This is a genomic window from Pseudomonas gingeri (genome assembly GCF_013386115.1).
Lineage (GTDB): Bacteria > Pseudomonadota > Gammaproteobacteria > Pseudomonadales > Pseudomonadaceae > Aquipseudomonas > Aquipseudomonas gingeri.
Genome location: NZ_JACAOR010000008.1, coordinates 354,865 through 373,909, shown reverse-complemented (window position 1 = coordinate 373,909; position 19,045 = coordinate 354,865). Strand labels below are relative to the sequence as shown.

Here is a 19,045-nt window from a genome sequence, read left to right as displayed (position 1 = left end):
GGCTCCTGCAAGTCTGTGCAGGCCTGCTTCACCCACCTTGGCAGCGGTTCTTCATTTCCCCGATGCCTTGAGGTTCTTGTCGAGAAAGTGCTCGACCAGTGTCGCAATCTCCCCGGGCTGTTCATCCAGGGCGAAGTGCCCGGCTTCCAGCACATGCACTTCGGCTCCGGGCAGGTCACGACGATAGGCCTCGGCTTCGGCGACATCGAAAGAAGGGTCGTATTTGCCCCATGCCACCAGCGTCGGCGGCTGATGCGCCCTGAGCCAGGCCTGCCACTTCGGATAGCTGGCCACGTTGGTACGGTAGTCGTAGAACAGGTCGCTCTGGATGTCAGCCTGACCGGGCTGGTTGAGGAAGTTGAACTCATCCGTCCACAGATCCGGATTGAAACCCTCGACACGCGGATTGGCGCCGACATGCCGTTGCCGGGTCGTCGCCAGCGAGAAAAAACTGGCCCGCAACCCTGCTTCATTCTTGCTCCGGTCGGCCCAGAACTCGCGACGCTTCTGCCACAACGGCCCCAGGCCGTCCTCATGGGACACCGCGTTCTGAACGATCAGGGCCTGGAGGCGTTCGGGGTGGGCGACGGCCATCCTCATGCCGACAGGACCACCGTAATCCTGCACATACAGGGCGTAGTGATTCAGGCCCAGGGCCTCGGTGAAATGCTGCATCACACTGGCGAGGTGATCGAAGGTGTAGGCAAACGCCTTGGGATCGGGGGCGTCGCTATGGCCGAACCCCGGGTAATCCGGCGCCACCAGATGGTAATGCTGCGCCAACCGCGACAGCAAAGGCTCATACATGCGCGAAGAACTGGGGAAGCCGTGAAGCAGCAACAGCGTCGGCGCATCTGGCCGACCGGCCTCACGATAGAAAATGCTCAGGCCATCGACCTGGATACTGCGGTAGGCCACAGACAGCTGTTGCGTCGGCTGACCCGCCGGTTCGGCGGCCTGGGCCGCCACGCTATCGGCCATGCCCAATGCACAGGCCAATACACAGGCCAGGGGTAATCTGATCATCGGAGTACTCCACTCAGGAAAACAAGAAGGCTTGGCTGTCGGCGCATGACATCGACGAGCATCCTGAGCGTTCAGGCTGACTTTCTCCGATTGGCAGGGCTCATACGCCAGTCGCATCACCTTACTTATGTGGCCTTTCGCGATAAATGCACAGCCAAGCACTTGAATTGATACCTGACGTAATAAATACAGATACCCATTCCTTTAAAACGTATCGAGGGCAGGAACTTGCCGTCGAAGTGCCACATTAGCCACTTAAGCTGCCGCCCGGACGCCGCGCCAGCATCGCCGGCCGCAGGGGAAGATGTAACCGCACACGACTAGGGCGCCTAAGCGGCCCGGTCATGGCATAATCTTCAACCTTTCATCCCTGGCATCTCCAAAGGGGAGGCAATTGCTGTGACCGCTTCGAGCAAAACGTTGCACCTTTTCGGAATCAAGGCCTGTGACACCATGAAGAAAGCCCGCACGTGGCTGGAAGAGCACGCGGTGCCCTATGATTTCCATGATTACAAGACCGCCGGCATCGACCGTGAACACCTGACCCAGTGGTGCGACGAGCACGGCTGGGAAGTGGTGCTGAACCGCGCCGGAACCACCTTTCGCAAACTCGACGACGAACGCAAAGCCGATCTCGACCAGGCGAAAGCGATCGAGCTGATGCTCGCTCAACCCTCGATGATCAAGCGCCCGGTGCTCGATCTCGGCAACCGAACCCTGATTGGCTTCAAGCCAGAAAGCTATGCGGCGGCCCTCAACTGAGCCAGAGCGCTCAAGGCCCCCACTCATTTTGCAAGAGGTAACTGCATGTCCACTACTCTGTTCAGCCTGGGCTTCGGTGTTGGTACCCAGAATCGTCAAGGTGCCTGGCTGGAAGTGTTCTACGCACAGCCACTGATCCAGCCATCCGCCGAACTGGTCGCCGCCATCGCGCCCGTACTGGGCTACACCGGCGGCAACCAGGCCATCGGCTTCACCACAGCCCAGGCCTCGCAACTGGCCGAAGCCCTCAAGGGTGTCGACGCCGCCCAGGCCGCCCTGCTGACCCGCCTGGCCGAAAGCCACAAGCCGTTGGTCGCCACCCTGCTGGCCGAAGACGCACAACTGAGCTCCACCCCCGAGGCCTACCTCAAGCTGCACCTGCTGTCCCACCGCCTGGTCAAGCCACACGGCCTGAGCCTGGCCGGCGTGTTCCCGCTGCTGCCGAACGTGGCCTGGACCAGCCAGGGCGCAATCGACCTGTCGGAGCTGGCCGAGCACCAGCTGGAAGCCCGCCTGCGTGGCGAGTTGCTGGAAGTGTTCTCGGTGGACAAATTCCCGAAAATGACCGACTACGTGGTGCCCAACGGCGTGCGTATCGCTGATGCCTCGCGTATCCGCCTGGGCGCCTATATCGGCGAAGGCACGACCGTGATGCACGAAGGTTTCGTCAACTTCAACGCCGGCACCGAAGGCCCGGGCATGATCGAAGGCCGCGTATCGGCGGGCGTGTTCGTCGGCAAGGGCTCGGACCTGGGCGGTGGTTGCTCGACCATGGGCACCCTGTCCGGTGGCGGCAATATCGTGATCAAGGTCGGCGAAGGCTGCCTGATCGGCGCCAACGCCGGTATCGGCATCCCCTTGGGCGACCGCAATACTGTGGAGTCGGGCCTGTACGTCACCGCTGGCACCAAGGTCGCGCTGCTCGACGAGAACAACCAACTGGTCAAGGTGGTCAAGGCCCGCGACCTGGCCGGCCAGCCGGACCTGCTGTTCCGTCGCAACTCGGAAACCGGCGCGGTGGAATGCAAGACCCACAAGTCGGCCATCGAGCTGAACGAAGCCTTGCACGCGCACAACTGATTGCAGGCCGTGGGAGCCGGCTTGCCGGCTCCCACGGTTCGTGTGCCCCCCGCCCATGCTCACCAGGGCCGAACACCATGTTGATTCCCTCTCCCTGGCGTGCCGATTTCCCGGCCATCGCCGCCCTGCAACGGCAGGACCAGACCTATCTGGACAGCGCCGCCACCACCCAGAAGCCCCAGGCCCTGCTCGATGCCCTGACGCACTACTACGCCAATGGCGCAGCCAACGTGCACCGGGCCCAGCACCTGCCCGGCGCCCATGCGACCCAGGCCTTCGAAGACAGCCGGATCAAGGTCGGCCAATGGCTGAACATCGGCGACAGCGGGCAAGTGATCTTCACCCACGGCGCCACTTCGGCGCTGAACCTCCTCGCCTATGGCCTGGAACACCTTTTTCAAGCGGGCGACGAGCTGGTTGTCAGCGCCCTGGAACACCACGCCAACCTGCTGCCCTGGCAGCAACTGGCACAACGCCGCGGCCTCAAGCTGATCATCCTGCCGATCAACGAGGCCGGCCTGATCGATATCGACAAGGCGCTCGGCCTGATCGGAGAACGCACCCGGCTGCTGGCCGTCAGCCAGCTGTCCAATGTGCTTGGTGCCTGGCAACCATTGCCGCCGTTGTTGGCGCGGGCCAAGGCCTGTGGCGCCCTGACGGTGGTCGACGGCGCCCAGGGCGTCGTGCACGGCCGCCATGACATGCAGGTGCTGGGTTGCGACTTCTACGTGTTCTCCAGTCACAAGCTGTACGGTCCTGATGGATTGGGCGTGCTCTACGGCCGCGATGAGGCACTGCATCAGCTGCGCCACTGGCAGTTCGGCGGCGAGATGGTCCAGGATGCCGACTACCAGCACGCCAGCTTCCGCTCCGCGCCGCTGGGTTTCGAGGCCGGGACGCCACCGATTGCCAGTGTGATCGGACTGGGAGCGAGCCTCGACTACCTCGCGGGCCTGGACCAGGCCGCCGTGCTCGCCCACGAAGCGGCGCTGCACGCCCATCTGCTGCAAGGCCTGAACGTGCGCAAGGGCATTCGCCTGCTCGGCGAGCCGCAACTGGCACTGGTCAGCTTTGTCGTCGACGGCGTGCATAACGCCGACCTTGCCCATCTGCTGACCGAACAGGGCATTGCCGTCCGGGCCGGCCATCACTGTGCGATGCCCTTGATGAAACAGCTCGGCCTGGCCGGGGCGATCCGCGTATCCCTGGCGCTGTACAACGACTCCGACGATCTCGAGCGCTTTTTCGAAGCGCTGGACCAGGCCCTGGACCTGTTGCGATGAGTTTGCCGAACGAAGCACAGGGCGCCCTCGAGAGCTTCCAGGGAGCGGCGGGCTGGGAGCAGCGCGCGCGCCTGTTGATGCAATGGGGCGAACGCCTGCCACCGCTGGGCGAAGCCGAGAAGATCGAGGCCAATCGCGTACACGGCTGTGAAAGCCAGGTCTGGTTGACCGGCCTGTTGCAGGACGGCTGCTGGCGGTTTGTCGCCGGCAGCGACGCGCGGATGATCCGCGGCCTGGTGGCATTGCTGCTGGTGCGGGTCAACGGCTTGACCGCCGAAGAGCTGCAAGGCGTCGACCTGCCGGACTGGTTCAACCAGTTGGGGCTTTCCCGGCAACTGTCGCCGTCGCGCAGCAACGGCCTGAACGCCGTGCTGCAGCGGATGCGCGAATTGACCCGCGCCTGAACCACCGATCGTCCCCACGCTCGGTGTCACGACAGCGGACGCAGAGCGTCCAGAGAGGCGTTCCCACGCAAGGCGTGGGAACGATCATCAGGTGGTCTTTACCCGGTCCGACGGCCGCCGCATTCCCGCCACGATCTTGTCCACCGCCTTGGTGGCCGCCACCATGCCGAAGGTCGCGGTGACCATCATCACCGCGCCGAAACCGCCGGCGCAGTCCAGCTTCACGCCGTCGCCGACAAAACTCTTCTGCAGGCAGATACTGCCGTCCGGCTTCGGATAACGCAGCTGCTCGGTGGAAAACACGCAGGGCACGCTGTAATGGCGGGTCACCGTACGGGAGAAGCCGTAGTCGCGGCGCAGGGTCGAGCGCACCTTGGACGCCAGCGGATCGTTGAAGGTGCGGTTCAGGTCGCAGACCTGGATCAGCGTCGGATCGATCTGCCCACCGGCGCCGCCGGTGGTGATGATCTGGATCTTGCGTCGCTTGCACCAGGCAATCAAAGCCGCCTTGGCATTGACGCTGTCGATGCAGTCGATCACGCAGTCGATATCCGGCGTGATGTACTCGGCCATGGTCTCGCGGGTGACGAAATCCGTCACCGCATGCACACGGCAATCCGGGTTGATGCCCTTGAGACGCTCGGCCATGACCTCGACCTTGGCCCGGCCCACGGTGCTGTCCAGGGCGTGCAACTGGCGATTGCTGTTGCTGACGCAGACATCGTCCAGGTCGAACAGGGAAATCTCGCCCACGCCGCAACGGGCAATCGCTTCCGCCGCCCAGGAGCCGACCCCGCCCACGCCGACGATGGCCACATGCGCGGCCTTCAGCCGCTCCAGCCCTTCAATGCCATACAACCGGGCAACGCCGGCAAACCGTGGATCTTCTGCACTCATGACCAATAACCCGAAAAATCGGCGCGCATTATAGGGCCGTTCGAAGGTTACAGGCACCTTCAGGCTACGAATGGCGGCAGCCTGAGTGAAAATGACAACATCTTCACAAGAAACGAGCTACAAAGACTCAAGAAAGAACTTAAACGAACTGCCATTGCCAAAGCTCAGCCGCCCTCCACTTTGCTGTGCGTTCAGCGAACTGCACGTGTAGGATGCGCGCCGCGCTGTTTACCGTTCCAGTACAAGCCCCTAGCCCCTTTGGGAACCCGAAATATCTATGTCATCGCGTAAATTTGGACTCAATCTGGTGGTGGTGCTGGCAATCGCCGCGCTGTTCACCGGTTTCTGGGCGTTGATCAACCGTCCGGTATCGGCCCCCGACTGGCCTGAACACATTTCCGGCTTCTCCTACTCGCCTTTCCAGCAGGGCCAGTTCCCGCAGAAAGACCAGTTCCCGACCGACGATGATATGCGTCGCGACCTGGAGATCATCAGCAAGCTGACCGACAACATCCGTATCTACTCGGTCGACGGCACGCTGCAGGATATTCCCAAGCTGGCCGAGGAATTCGGCCTGCGGGTAACCCTGGGTATCTGGATCAGTCCGGATCAGGAGCGCAACGAACGGGAAATCACCCGCGCCATCGAACTGGCCAATACCTCACGCAGCGTGGTTCGCGTGGTGGTGGGCAACGAGGCGATCTTCCGCAAGGAGATCACCGCCAAGGAACTGGGTGTGCTGCTCGACCGCGTACGCGCCGCCGTCAAGGTGCCGGTCACCACCTCCGAGCAGTGGCACATCTGGGAACACAACCCGGAACTGGCCAAGCATGTCGACCTGATCGCCGCGCACATCCTGCCGTACTGGGAATTCATCCCGATGGAGAAGTCGGGCCAGTACGTGCTGGACCGGGCCCGCGAACTCAAGCGCATGTTCCCGAAAAAGCCCCTGCTGCTGTCGGAAGTCGGCTGGCCGAGCAACGGCCGCATGCGCGGCGGTGCCGATGCCACCCAGGCTGACCAGGCGATCTACCTGCGCACGCTGGTGAACAAACTCAACCGCCAGGGCTTCAACTACTTCGTGATCGAGGCCTTCGACCAGCCGTGGAAGGCCAGCGACGAAGGTTCCGTGGGCGCCTACTGGGGCGTGTACAACGCGGCCCGCCAGCAGAAATTCAACTTCGAGGGCCCGGTCGTCGCCATTCCGCAATGGCGGGTACTGGCCATCGGCTCGGTGGTCCTGGCGATGCTGTCCCTGGCCATGCTGCTGATCGACGGCTCGGCCCTGCGCCAGCGCGGCCGGACCTTCCTGACCTTTATCGCCTTCCTTTGCGGTTCGGTGCTGGTATGGATCGGCTACGACTACAGCCAGCAATACAGCACCTGGTTCAGCCTGACGGTGGGCTTCCTGCTCGCCCTCGGCGCGCTGGGGGTATTCATCGTCCTGCTGACCGAGGCCCACGAACTGGCCGAGGCGGTCTGGACCCACAAGCGCCGGCGTGAATTCCTCCCGGTGGAAGGCGATTCGCACTACCGCCCGAAAGTCTCGATCCATGTGCCGTGCTACAACGAGCCGCCGGAAATGGTCAAGCAGACCCTCGACGCCCTGGCAGCCCTCGACTATCCGGACTATGAAGTCCTGATCATCGACAACAACACCAAGGACCCGGCGGTCTGGGAACCGGTGCAGGCCTACTGCGAAACCCTCGGCCCGCGCTTCCGCTTCTTCCACGTCGCACCGCTGGCCGGCTTCAAGGGTGGCGCACTGAACTACCTGATCCCGCACACCGCCAAGGATGCCGAAGTGATCGCGGTGATCGACTCGGACTACTGCGTCGACCGCAACTGGCTCAAGCACATGGTGCCGCACTTCGCCGATCCGAAGATCGCCATCGTGCAATCGCCACAGGACTACCGCGACCAGAACGAGAGCACCTTCAAAAAGCTCTGCTACTCGGAATACAAGGGCTTCTTCCATATCGGCATGGTCACGCGCAACGACCGTGACGCGATCATCCAGCACGGCACCATGACCATGACCCGGCGCTCGGTGCTGGAAGAGCTGGGCTGGGCCGACTGGTGCATCTGCGAAGATGCCGAGCTGGGCCTGCGGGTATTCGAGAAAGGCCTGTCGGCGGCTTACCACCACCACAGCTACGGCAAGGGGCTGATGCCGGATACCTTCATCGACTTCAAGAAGCAGCGTTTCCGCTGGGCCTACGGAGCGATCCAGATCATCAAGCGGCACACCGCCAGCCTGCTGCGCGGCAAGGACACCGAGCTGACCCGTGGCCAGCGCTATCACTTCCTCGCGGGCTGGTTGCCGTGGGTCGCCGATGGCATGAACATCTTCTTCACCTTCGGTGCCCTGCTCTGGTCCTCGGCGATGATCATCGTGCCGCAGCGGGTCGACCCGCCGCTGCTGATTTTCGCGATCCCGCCGCTGGCGCTGTTCGTGTTCAAGGTCGGCAAGATCCTGTTCCTCTACCGTCGCGCGGTCGGGGTCAACATGAAGGATGCCTTCGCCGCGGCGCTGGCCGGCCTGGCGTTGTCGCACACCATTGCCAAGGCGGTGCTGTACGGCTTCTTCACCAGCAGCATCCCGTTCTTCCGCACGCCGAAGAACGCCGACAACCACGGCTTGTGGGTAGCGATCTCGGAAGCCCGGGAAGAGCTGTTCATCATGCTGCTGTTGTGGGGCGCGGCGCTGGGAATCTTCCTGGTGCAAGGCCTGCCGAGCAACGACATGCGTTTCTGGGTGACCATGCTGCTGGTGCAGTCGCTGCCGTACCTGGCCGCACTGGTCATGGCGTTTGTCTCTTCGCTGCCCAAACCGGTGGAAGCGCCGGAACAGGTACCGGCCGCATAAACGCGATGCAATGCACTAAACGGCGGCCTCTGGTCGCCGTTTTGCTTTAAGATATCCGCCATTTTCCGCGCCTTGGTCGAGCACGATTCCACGGCCAGACCCGATGACTGTAGGAGCATGGCTTGCCAGCGAAGCTTTTGGCGCCCTCAAGGACGCTTTCGCGGGCAAGCCACGCTCCTACAAGTATTACCCGACCTTGCCCCAGCATCCGGAGTTTCCCATGACGGCCCACGCCGACCTTTCGCCGACCCTGCAACTTGCCTGTGATCTGATCCGCCGTCCGTCGGTGACGCCGATCGACGCCGACTGCCAGAAGCTGATGATGCAGCGCCTGGGCGATGCCGGTTTCAAGCTGGAGCCGATGCGGATCGAAGATGTGGATAACTTCTGGGCCACCCATGGCCGTCACGAAGGCCCGGTGCTGTGTTTCGCCGGTCACACCGACGTGGTCCCCACCGGCCCGCTCCAGGCCTGGCAGAACGATCCCTTCGATGCACTGATCGACGAACACGGCATGCTCTGCGGGCGCGGCGCCGCCGACATGAAGGGCAGCCTCGCGGCGATGCTGGTGGCAGCCGAGCGCTTTGTCACCGACTACCCGGACCACAAGGGGTCCGTGGCGTTCCTGATCACCAGCGATGAAGAAGGTCCGGCCCATCACGGCACCAAGGCCGTGGTCGAACGCCTGGCCGCCCGCCAGGAGCGCCTGGACTGGTGCATCGTCGGCGAGCCGTCGAGCACCTCGCTGGTCGGCGACGTGGTGAAGAACGGCCGCCGTGGTTCCCTCGGCGCCAAGCTCACCGTACGCGGCGTGCAAGGCCATGTGGCCTACCCGCACCTGGCCAAGAACCCGATCCACCTGGCCGCCGCGGCCCTGGCCGAACTGGCCGCCGAGCACTGGGACAACGGCAACGCGTTTTTCCCGCCGACCAGCTTCCAGATCTCCAACGTCAACTCGGGCACCGGCGCGACCAACGTCATCCCCGGCGAACTGACCGCACTGTTCAACTTCCGCTTCTCCACCGAGTCGACCGTCGAAGGCCTGCAGCAGCGGGTCGCGGCGATCCTCGACAAGCACGAACTGGACTGGCACGTGGACTGGGCGTTGTCCGGCCTGCCGTTCCTGACCGAACCGGGTGCACTGCTCGACGCGGTATCGGCCAGCATCAAGGCCATCACCGGCCGCGAGACCCAGACCTCCACCAGCGGCGGCACCTCCGACGGACGCTTCATCGCTACCCTCGGTACCCAGGTGGTGGAACTGGGCCCGGTCAACGCGACCATTCACCAGGTCAACGAGCGGGTCCTGGCCAGCGACCTCGATGTGCTGACCGAAATCTACTACCAGACCCTGATCAAGTTGCTCGCCTGATGCTCATCTGCCCTCTCTGCAGCGCCCCGCTGAGCGCGGTCGACAACGGCGTGGCCTGCCCGGTCGGGCACCGTTTCGACCGCGCCCGCCAGGGTTACCTGAACCTGCTGCCGGTGCAGCACAAGAACAGCCGTGACCCGGGCGACAACCAGGCGATGGTCGAGGCCCGGCGTGACTTCCTCAATGCCGGGCACTACGCCCCGGTGGCCAGGCGCCTGGCCGAACTGGCAGCCGAACGGGCGCCGCGGCGCTGGGTCGATATCGGCTGTGGCGAGGGTTACTACACCGCGCAGATCGCCGAGGCGCTGCCCGCCGCCGACGGTTATGCCCTGGACATTTCCCGCGAGGCCGTCAAGCGTGCCTGCCGACGCAATCCACGGCTGACCTGGTTGATCGCCAGCATGGCGCGGATTCCGCTGGCGGATGCCAGTTGCCAGTTCCTCGCCAGTGTCTTCAGCCCGCTGGACTGGCAGGAAGCCCGGCGCCTGCTCAGCCCCGGTGGCGGCCTGATGAAAGTCGGACCGACCAGCGGTCACCTGATGGAACTGCGCGAGCGGCTCTATGACGAAGTGCGTGAATACACCGACGACAAGCACCTGGCACTGGTGCCGCTGGGCATGACACTGCAACACAGCGAAGTGCTGGAGTTCAAGCTGAGCCTGGCCAGTCCCCTGGACCGTGCCAACCTGCTGGCCATGACCCCGCACGGCTGGCGTGCCAGCGCCGAACGCCGCGCCCTGGTGATCGAACAGGCCGAGCCGTTCGAGGTCAGCGTGTCGATGCGCTACGATTACTTCGTTCTGCAATAACCCCTACAACACACTTCGCCAACCCGGGTTGGCGAGCGACCGAATCCGCGAATGGATTTTTCAGCAGCCGCAGCGAGGACATCCATGCGCCAGCCCGATATCGAGATTTACCTGAAAGACGCTGACGTCGACCACAAAGCCATTGCCGCCTGGCTCGGCGCAGCGCTCGGCCCCTGCACCGAATGGAGCCAGAAGGGCCAGACCTGGAAATGCAAGGCGGGCGGCGTGCCGGTGACCTGGCTGCCCAAGGCCGTGGGCAAGTGGAACAGCCTGTACCTGGAAAGCGACCAGACGCCGTGGGACGACGACATCGCCTGCGCCCGCGCCGCCTTTGCCGCGCTGGACGTCGAAGTGCGCTGCGCGCCGGGGAGCTGGGTCGAGGAAGAAGGCGAGGAAAGCGCCGACCGCTGGATCCGCATCAGCGCCGATGGCGAAGAAGAGATCACCTGGCGTACGGCGTGACACTCACCGGGAACTTGCCCGGGCCAGCATCACAACCGGGGCCTGACGGCACTTGCGGCGAAACACCGAACTTGTGGGAGCTGGCTTGCCAGCGAAGGCGCCCGGGCAGGCGATGCCGAGCTCAAGGGCCTCTTCGTGGCGGTGCGGCGTCCCGACAAGCCCACTCCCACAATGACCTCGCGCCAGGCGCACATCTTGTGCATGCCGCCATCCTTGTGGGAGATCCCGCCCCGTCTTCGACGCCGCGCTGGCCGTCACTGCACGCAGGTATTACAGGCCGACCACATCCTCGGCCTGCAAGCCCTTCTGGCCTTCCACCACCGCGTACTCGACCTGCTGCCCCTCAGCCAGGGAGCGGTGGCCTTCACCACGAATCGCGCGGTAGTGCACGAACACATCCGCCCCGTCTTCGCGCTGGATGAAGCCGTAGCCCTTGGCATCGTTGAACCACTTCACATTGCCTGTCTCGCGAGTTGCCATGAATCCGTACTCCGTCTTTTTATTATCGAATGAACCCCGCTCGTAGGGTTCTCCAAGCCTGATCGCCAGAACTTCACGTGACGCGCATGGGTCATACCGCTCATGGCGAACATCCGAGTATAAGACAGCCCGGAAAACTCTCAATCAATATTACCGGGTCGCCTTTTTGCCGATTTTCGGCAGATGCGGCACACTACCAGCCCCGAGCAAACGCTCGGTCCAATTCACCTGGTTCAGCCACCTGAAGCAGCCACCTTAAGCAGAAGCCGTATGACCCGCTCCCCGTTCCGCCGTCTTGTGTTTGGCACCCTGCGCCGCCTCCTGTACCTGTGGGTGCGCTCGGAGACGATCAACCAGTCGTCCCTGACCCTCAACCTCGACCGCAGCCGCCCGGTGTTCTACGTCCTGCAATCGCCGTCGCTGACCGACCTGGCCGTGGTCGACCGCGAATGCACCAAGGCCGGCCTGCCGCGCCCGGTACTGCCGGTGTCCGTGGGCCCCCTGATGGAGCCGGCGGCCTTTTTCTACCTGACCCCGGAGCCGGACTGGCTGGGCCGCCAGGACAAACGTGGCGCGCCACCGACCTTGACCCGCCTGGTCGACACCCTGAGCCGGGACGCCGTCGAAGATGCCCAGATCATCCCGGTCAGCGTGTTCTGGGGGCAGTCGCCGGACAGCGAGTCGAGCCCGTGGAAACTGCTGTTCGCCGATAGCTGGGCGGTCACCGGTCGCCTGCGCCGGCTGCTGAGCATCCTGATTCTCGGCCGCAAGACCCGCGTGCAGTTCTCCGCGCCGATCCGCCTGCGCGAACTGGTGGAGCACAACAAGGGCCACGAGCGTACCGTGCGCATGGCCCAGCGCATCCTGCGGGTACACTTTCGCAACCTCAAGACCGCGGTCATCGGGCCCGACCTGTCCCACCGGCGCAACCTGGTCAAGGGCCTGGTCAACGAGCCACTGGTGCGCCAGGCGATCCTCGAAGAAGCCGAACGCGAGAACATCTCCGCGGAAAAGGCCAAGGAACAGGCCCTGCGCTACGGCAACGAAATCGCCTCGGACTACACCTACACCGCGATCCGCTTCCTCGAAGTGGTGCTGAGCTGGTTCTGGAACAAGATCTACGACGGCATCAGGGTCAACCATATCGAAGGCGTGCAGGCCGTGGCCCAGGGTCACGAAGTGATCTACGTACCCTGCCACCGCAGCCACATCGACTACCTGCTGCTGTCCTACCTGCTGTTTCGCAACGGCCTGACCCCGCCGCACATCGCCGCCGGGATCAACCTCAACATGCCGGTGATCGGCAGCCTGCTGCGCCGTGGCGGCGCGTTCTTCATGCGCCGCACGTTCAAGGGCAACCCGCTCTACACCTCGGTGTTCAACGAATACCTGCATACCCTGTTCACCAAGGGTTTCCCGGTGGAGTACTTCGTCGAAGGCGGACGCTCGCGGACCGGGCGCATGCTGCAACCGAAGACCGGGATGCTGGCGATCACCCTGCGCAGCTTCCTGCGCTCCTCGCGCATGCCGATCGTCTTCGTCCCGGTCTACATCGGCTACGAGCGAGTGCTGGAAGGTCGTACCTATCTCGGTGAGTTGCGCGGGGCGAGCAAGAAAAAGGAATCGATCTTCGACATCTTCAAGGTCATCGGCGCCCTCAAGCAGCGCTTCGGCCAGGTGGCGGTCAACTTCGGCGAACCGATCAAGCTCGCCGAATTCCTCGACCAGGAACAACCGGACTGGCGCACCCAGGAACTGGGCCCGCAGTTCAAGCCGGCATGGCTGAACGCGACCACCAACCGCCTCGGCGAGCGCGTGGCCCGCCACCTCAACGAAGCCGCCGCGATCAACCCGGTGAACCTGGTCGCCCTGGCCCTGCTGTCCACCAGCCGCCTGGCCCTGGACGACCGCGCCATGGCCCGGGTCCTCGATCTCTACCTGGCCTTGCTGCGCCGCGTGCCCTATTCGCCGCACACCACCCTGCCGCAAGGTGACGGTCGCGCGCTGATCCAGCACGTCAAGGATATGGACCTGCTGTCGGAACAGAGCGATGCCCTGGGCAAGATCCTCTACCTGGACGAGCAGAACGCCGTCCTGATGACCTACTACCGCAACAACGTCCTGCATATCTTCGCCCTGCCGGCCCTGCTGGCGAGTTTCTTCCAGAGCTCGTCACGCATGAGCCGCGAGCTGATCCTGCGTTATACCCGGGCGTTGTACCCGTACCTGCAATCGGAACTGTTCATTCGCTGGTCCCTCGACGAACTCGACGCCGTGATCGACCAGTGGCTCGAAGCCTTTGTCGAACAGGGCCTGCTGCGTTTCGAGAACGAGGTCTACCTGCGTCCGGCGCCCAGCTCGCGGCATTTCGTCCTGCTGACGCTGCTGTCGAAAAGCATTGCCCAGACCCTGCAACGCTTCTACATGGCGATCTCGCTGCTGCTCAACAGCGGCCAGAACAGCATCAGCGCCGAAGAACTGGAAGACCTGTGCACGGTCATGGCCCAGCGCCTGTCGATCCTGCACGGGCTCAACGCCCCGGAGTTCTTCGACAAGAGCCTGTTCCGACACTTTATCCAGACCCTGCTCGACCTCGGCGTCCTGCGCCGGGACGAAGCCGGCAAGCTGGGCCATCACGAACTGCTCGGCGAACTGGCGGAAGGCGCGGCCAAGCGGGTGTTGCCCGCGGAGATCCGCCTGTCGATCCGCCAGGTAGCGCTGCACCGCAACGAGGACGCCGCCGATCAGCCGGCCAGCGTCGGAGAATAGGCGACCTCATGACAGACGGTTCGGCAAAGAAGCACGGATGCTTCCTTGCCGGATTTACCCCGCCGATGCTCGTATAGACTGAACCTTGCGTTGCTTTTGACGCGTTCGATAAGGATATCGAAATGACTGCAAAAAATGTCGTGACCGCTGTTTTCCACTTCCCGCCGGACTACTCGATCCCGGCCCAGGCCGAGACCCGGATCATCCTGCGCAACCGTTGCACCGGCACGGTCCTGGGCACCTGGACCGCCGCCCGGCTGCCCACCCAGTCGCCATGGCGCTTCACTTTCGAACTGCCCCAGGATCTCAGGTACAACTGCAAGATCGAGATCGAGTTCGACATGAGCGTGGCCGGCGTCTCGCAGCTGGCCGATCTCAAGTACAGCTTCCGCTGGCGCAAGGACAACCAGGAAGAAAGCTTCCACCTGAGCCCGCCCGGCTACCTCTACCTGAGCGCCGCGCTGGTGCCGCTGATCGGCACGGAGGAAAACACCCTGGCGACCCTGAGGCTGGTGGCCCTGACGGAGCCCGGCCTCCCGCCTTACGTGCTCAGCGAGGAAATCACCCTGCTCAAGGGCTCGATCCCCCGCTACCTGCGGTATGACCCGCTCAAGGTCAAGCCCGGCCAGGCCTACGAGACCCGCGGCACCTTCGGCAGCCGGCGCAAATTCACCCTGAAACCCATCCCCAGGACCGTCGTGCTGCTGAAGGAAAAACCCCAGCCGCTGACGCTGAGCGCCTGATTCGAAGAGACAGGAGCCGTCGGGCGCTGGCGTTTGGCGGCAAATCCGTTAGATTCTCCTGAGTACCGGGTTGCATCTGCACAGCCCTCGCGGATCCGTGTCGATGCCGCCCGGTCATTTCTTCACTTCTCGAATAAGGAAGCTTTCCATGCTCCGTCCTTCCCTACGCCTGGCAGGCCTCTGCGCCGGCCTGCTGATTTCCGCCAACGCCCTGGCCCTGTCCCTGGGCAGCCTTTCCCAGGGCGAAGCCTCGGGCGGCCTCAAGGACGCCCTGGCCCAGGGGGCCGTCGCAGCCGTCACGACGCTCGGCAAACCTGGCGGCTTCAGCAACAACCCGGAAGTGAAGATCGAACTGCCGGGCAAGCTGGGCAAGGTCGCCAGCAAGATGAAACAGTTCGGCATGGGTGAACAGGTCGACCAGCTGGAAACCAGCATGAACAAGGCGGCGGAGGCAGCCATGCCGCAGGCCCAGGCCCTGCTGGTGGACGCGGTGAAAAAGATGACCGTGACCGATGCCAAGGGCATTCTCACCGGCGGCAAGGACTCGGCCACCCAGTACCTGGACAAGACCAGCCGCGAACAGATCCGCGCCAAGTTCCTGCCGATCGTCAAGCAGGCCACCGACCAGGTCGGCCTGGCCAAGCAGTACAACTCGTTCGCCGGGCAGGCCGCGACCCTTGGCGTGCTCGATGCCAAGAGTGCCAACATTGAAAGCTACGTGACGGAAAAGGCCCTGGACGGCCTGTTCAAGATGATCGCCCAGAAGGAAGAAGGCATCCGCGCCAACCCGGCGGAAGCGGCCACCAGCCTGGCGAAAAAGGTGTTCGGCGCGCTCTGATCCCAGCGATCGCTCCCACCCAGTGGGAGCGGGCTTGCCCGCGAAGCTTTGATCTGATCGTTCCCACGCTCCGCGTGGGAATGCAGCCCGTGACGCTCCGCGTCACAACCGGACGCAGAGCATCCAGCAAGGCGTTCCCACGCAGAGCGTGGGAACGATCTTCAACCCCGCGCAGCGGCTTATTCCGCGGTCTTCTTCACCCTGAACCAGCCGGCATACAGCGCCGGCAGGAACAGCAGGGTCAAGGCCGTCGCCACGATCAGGCCGCCCATGATCGCGACCGCCATCGGCCCGTAGAACACGCTGCGCGACAGCGGGATCATCGCCAGCACCGCCGCCAGGGCAGTCAGCACGATCGGCCGGAAGCGCCGTACCGTCGCCTCGATGATCGCCTGCCATTGAGACATGCCGGCACGGATATCCTGCTCGATCTGGTCCACCAGGATCACCGAGTTACGCATGATCATCCCCGACAAGGCGATAGTCCCGAGCATCGCCACGAAACCGAACGGCTGGCGGAACACCAGCAGGAACAGCGTCACGCCAATCAGCCCCAGCGGTGCGGTGAGGAACACCAGCGCCACCCGCGAAAAACTGCGCAATTGCAGCATCAGCAGGGTCAGCACCACCACGATGAACAAGGGTACCCCGGCGTTCACCGAGGCCTGACCACGCTCCGAGTCCTCCACCGTACCGCCCACGTCCAGCAGGTAGCCATCCGGCAATTCGGCACGGATCGGATCCAGGGTCGGCATGATCTGCTTGACCAGGCTCACCGGCTGTTCCTGGCCGTAGATGTCGGCGCGGATGGTCACGTTCGGCAGGCGATTGCGGTGCCAGATGATGCCTTCCTCGAAGCCGTACTCCAGCGTCGCGATCTGCGACAACGCCACACTGGCGCCGTTGTCGGTCGGCACCGCCAGGCTCGGCAGGGCCGACAGCTCGTTGCGCTCGTGCACGGTGCCGCGCAGCAGGATCTCGATCAACTCGTTGTCTTCGCGGTACTGGCTGACGGTCGATCCGGTCAGGGAGCTCTGCAGGAAGCGTGACAGGTTCGCCGTGCTCACGCCCAGGGCGCGGGCACGATCCTGGTCGACATTCAGGTAGACCACCTTGCTCGGCTCTTCCCAGTCCAGGTGCACGTTGACCACATGGGGGTTCTCCCGCACCTTGGCCGCCACCTTGCGGGCCAGGGCGCGCACCACTTCGATATGTTCACCGGTGACCCGGAACTGCACCGGATAACCGACCGGCGGACCGTTCTCCAGACGCGTGACCCGCGAGCGCAGATCCGGGAACTGCTCGTTGAGCGTGGCGATCAACCAGGTCCGCAGGCTTTCACGGTCCTCGATGGTTTTCGCCAGCACGACAAACTGGGCAAAGCTGGCCGCCGGCAATTGCTGGTCCAACGGCAGGTAGAAACGCGGCGAACCGGTGCCGACATAGGCCACGTAGTTGTCGATGCCCGCATGCCCCTTGAGCAGGCCTTCCAGGCGCTTGACCTGATCGGCGGTGTTGCTCAGCGACGCGCCTTCGGCCAGCTTCAGGTCGACCATCAGTTCCAGCCGCCCGGAGGCCGGGAAGAACTGCTGGGGGACGAAGCGGAACAACGCCACCGAACCCACGAACAGCAGGACGGTCAGGACAATCACCGTCTTGCGCCGGCGCACGCACCAGCCCACCAGGCGGCGTACCCGCTGGTAGAACGGTGTGGCGTAGGGGTCCGGTTGTCCCGCGCCATGCTTGGCGGCATGGATCTTCGCCAGGTCCGGCAGCAGTTTTTCCCCCAGGTAGGGCACAAACACCACGGCGGCGATCCATGACGCCAGCAGCGCGATGGTCACCACCTGGAAGATCGAACGGGTGTACTCGCCGGTCCCCGACTGCGCGGTCGCGATCGGCAGGAAGCCGGCGGCGGTGATCAGCGTCCCGGTGAGCATCGGGAACGCCGTGCTGGTCCAGGCGAAACTCGCCGCCTTGAGCCGGTCGAAACCCTGCTCCATCTTGATCGCCATCATTTCCACGGCAATGATCGCGTCGTCCACCAGCAGGCCCAGCGCCAGCACCAGCGCGCCGAGGGAAATCTTGTGCAGGCCGATGCCGAGGTAATACATGGTGGCGAAGGTCATCGCCAGCACCAGCGGAATCGCCAGGGCCACCACCATGCCGGTGCGCACGCCGAGGGAGAAGAAACTCACCAGCAGGACAATCGCCAGGGCCTCCACCAGCACCTGGACGAACTCGCCGACACCGGTCTTGACCGCCGCCGGCTGGTCGGAAACCTTGCTCAACTGCATGCCCGCCGGCAGGCTTTTCTGGATCCGCGCGAACTCGACCTCCAGTGCCTTGCCCAGCACCAGGATATCGCCGCCGTCGTTCATCGCCACGGCCAGGCCGATGGCATCTTCCCCCATGAAGCGCATGCGCGGAGCCGGTGGATCATTGAAGCCGCGATGAATCTCGGCGATGTCGCCGATGCGGAAGGTGCGATCGCCGACCCGGATCGGGAAGTTGCGTATCTCGTCGACGCTCTTGAAATTGCCGCTGACGCGCAGTTGCACACGTTCCGTCGGCGTTTCGAAGAAGCCCGCCGTGGATACCGTGTTCTGCTCCTGCAACGCCTGCTGGACCGCCGCCAGCGGCAAGCCGAGGGTCGCCAGCTTGACGTTCGACAGCTCGATCCAGATCTTCTCGTCCTGCAGTCCCAGCAGGTCGACCTTGCCCACGTCCTTGACCCGTTGCAGCTGGATCTGGATACGGTCGGCGTAGTCCTTGAGCACCGCGTAGTCGAAGCCGTCGCCGGTCAGCGCATAGATGTTGCCGAAGGTGGTGCCGAACTCGTCGTTGAAGAACGGCCCCTGGATATCCGGTGGCAGGGTCTGGCGGATATCGCCGATTTTCTTCCGGACCTGGTACCACAACTCGGGAATCTGCGCCGAGTGCAGCGAGTCCCGGGCCATGAAGGTCACCTGGGATTCGCCCGGACGGGAGAACGACATGATCCGCTCGTACTCACCGGTTTCCATCAGTTTCTTTTCAATGCGCTCGGTGACCTGCCGCGAGACTTCCTGGGCCGTCGCCCCTGGCCAGTTGGTGCGGATCACCATGGCCTTGAAAGTGAACGGCGGATCTTCGCTCTGGCCAAGCTTGGTGTAGGACAGAGCCCCCACCAGCGCCAGCAATATCATCAGGAACAGCACGATCTGGCGGTTACGCAACGCCCATTCGGAAAGGTTGAAACCCATCGGGGA

Annotated in this window: 15 protein-coding genes; 11 read left to right on the top strand and 4 right to left on the bottom strand. The window is 63.7% G+C overall.

The features are described 5' to 3' along the window. Positions 1-51: 51 nt before the first annotated feature. The gene (locus HX881_RS17650; RefSeq protein WP_177085717.1) at positions 52-1,026 is read right to left on the bottom strand and encodes an alpha/beta fold hydrolase; all 975 of its coding nucleotides are present in this window, start codon (positions 1,024-1,026) and stop codon (positions 52-54) included. A gap of 453 nt (positions 1,027-1,479) precedes the next feature. On the opposite strand from HX881_RS17650, the gene HX881_RS17645 reads away from it, so the two are divergent. The 4 genes from HX881_RS17645 (at position 1,480) to HX881_RS17630 (ending at position 4,555) form a co-directional block, all read left to right on the top strand. Then, a complete protein-coding gene (locus tag HX881_RS17645; RefSeq protein ID WP_218169588.1) occupies positions 1,480-1,788 on the top strand; it encodes an arsenate reductase in 309 nt (102 codons plus the stop codon). Positions 1,789-1,833: 45 nt separating this feature from the next. Further along, positions 1,834-2,868 carry a 2,3,4,5-tetrahydropyridine-2,6-dicarboxylate N-succinyltransferase gene (dapD, locus tag HX881_RS17640; protein ID WP_017127113.1) on the top strand — a complete coding sequence of 345 codons (1,035 nt, stop codon included), beginning with the start codon at positions 1,834-1,836 and terminating at the stop codon, positions 2,866-2,868. 77 nt (positions 2,869-2,945) lie between these two features. After that, positions 2,946-4,151 (top strand): aminotransferase class V-fold PLP-dependent enzyme, encoded by a 1,206-nt coding sequence (locus HX881_RS17635; RefSeq protein WP_177085715.1) that lies wholly within the window; start codon positions 2,946-2,948, stop codon positions 4,149-4,151. Next, a complete protein-coding gene (locus HX881_RS17630; protein WP_177085713.1) occupies positions 4,148-4,555 on the top strand; it encodes a SufE family protein in 408 nt (135 codons plus the stop codon). The genes HX881_RS17635 and HX881_RS17630 overlap by 4 nt, the downstream gene beginning before the upstream one ends. Before the next feature lie 87 nt (positions 4,556-4,642). Here HX881_RS17630 and tcdA read toward each other — a convergent pair whose 3' ends face one another. Then, a complete protein-coding gene (gene tcdA, locus HX881_RS17625; protein WP_177085711.1) occupies positions 4,643-5,452 on the bottom strand; it encodes a tRNA cyclic N6-threonylcarbamoyladenosine(37) synthase TcdA in 810 nt (269 codons plus the stop codon). Between the two features lie 277 nt (positions 5,453-5,729). Between tcdA and HX881_RS17620 the strand changes: the two genes are divergently transcribed. From HX881_RS17620 to HX881_RS17605, 4 genes are all read left to right on the top strand, one after another. Next, positions 5,730-8,321 carry a glycosyltransferase gene (locus HX881_RS17620; RefSeq protein ID WP_017127109.1) on the top strand — a complete coding sequence of 864 codons (2,592 nt, stop codon included), beginning with the start codon at positions 5,730-5,732 and terminating at the stop codon, positions 8,319-8,321. Positions 8,322-8,541: 220 nt separating this feature from the next. Further along, positions 8,542-9,693: a succinyl-diaminopimelate desuccinylase gene (dapE, locus tag HX881_RS17615; protein ID WP_177085873.1), complete on the top strand. Its 1,152-nt coding sequence runs from the start codon at positions 8,542-8,544 to the stop codon at positions 9,691-9,693. After that, positions 9,693-10,502, top strand: coding sequence for a putative RNA methyltransferase (locus HX881_RS17610; RefSeq protein ID WP_177085709.1), 810 nt, complete (start codon positions 9,693-9,695; stop codon positions 10,500-10,502). The genes dapE and HX881_RS17610 overlap by 1 nt, the downstream gene beginning before the upstream one ends. 84 nt (positions 10,503-10,586) lie before the next feature. Next, positions 10,587-10,964 carry a hypothetical protein gene (locus tag HX881_RS17605; protein WP_017127106.1) on the top strand — a complete coding sequence of 126 codons (378 nt, stop codon included), beginning with the start codon at positions 10,587-10,589 and terminating at the stop codon, positions 10,962-10,964. A gap of 270 nt (positions 10,965-11,234) precedes the next feature. On the opposite strand, the gene HX881_RS17600 is transcribed toward HX881_RS17605, so the two are convergent. After that, positions 11,235-11,444: a cold shock domain-containing protein gene (locus tag HX881_RS17600; protein WP_017127105.1), complete on the bottom strand. Its 210-nt coding sequence runs from the start codon at positions 11,442-11,444 to the stop codon at positions 11,235-11,237. A 270-nt stretch (positions 11,445-11,714) separates the two neighbouring features. Here HX881_RS17600 and plsB point away from each other — a divergent pair, with 270 nt between their 5' ends. The 3 genes from plsB to HX881_RS17585 all read left to right on the top strand — a co-directional run bounded on the left by plsB (position 11,715) and on the right by HX881_RS17585 (position 15,794). After that, positions 11,715-14,213, top strand: coding sequence for a glycerol-3-phosphate 1-O-acyltransferase PlsB (gene plsB, locus HX881_RS17595; RefSeq protein WP_177085707.1), 2,499 nt, complete (start codon positions 11,715-11,717; stop codon positions 14,211-14,213). Between the two features lie 122 nt (positions 14,214-14,335). Next, on the top strand, positions 14,336-14,956 hold the full coding sequence (locus HX881_RS17590; protein WP_017127103.1) for a hypothetical protein: 621 nt from the start codon (positions 14,336-14,338) through the stop codon (positions 14,954-14,956). A 148-nt stretch (positions 14,957-15,104) separates the two neighbouring features. Next, entirely contained in the window at positions 15,105-15,794 is a 690-nt protein-coding gene (locus HX881_RS17585; RefSeq protein WP_177085706.1) for a DUF4197 domain-containing protein, read from the top strand. Between the two features lie 179 nt (positions 15,795-15,973). On the opposite strand, the gene HX881_RS17580 is transcribed toward HX881_RS17585, so the two are convergent. Continuing rightward, positions 15,974-19,039, bottom strand: coding sequence for an efflux RND transporter permease subunit (locus tag HX881_RS17580; RefSeq protein WP_017127101.1), 3,066 nt, complete (start codon positions 19,037-19,039; stop codon positions 15,974-15,976). Positions 19,040-19,045 lie beyond the last annotated feature (6 nt).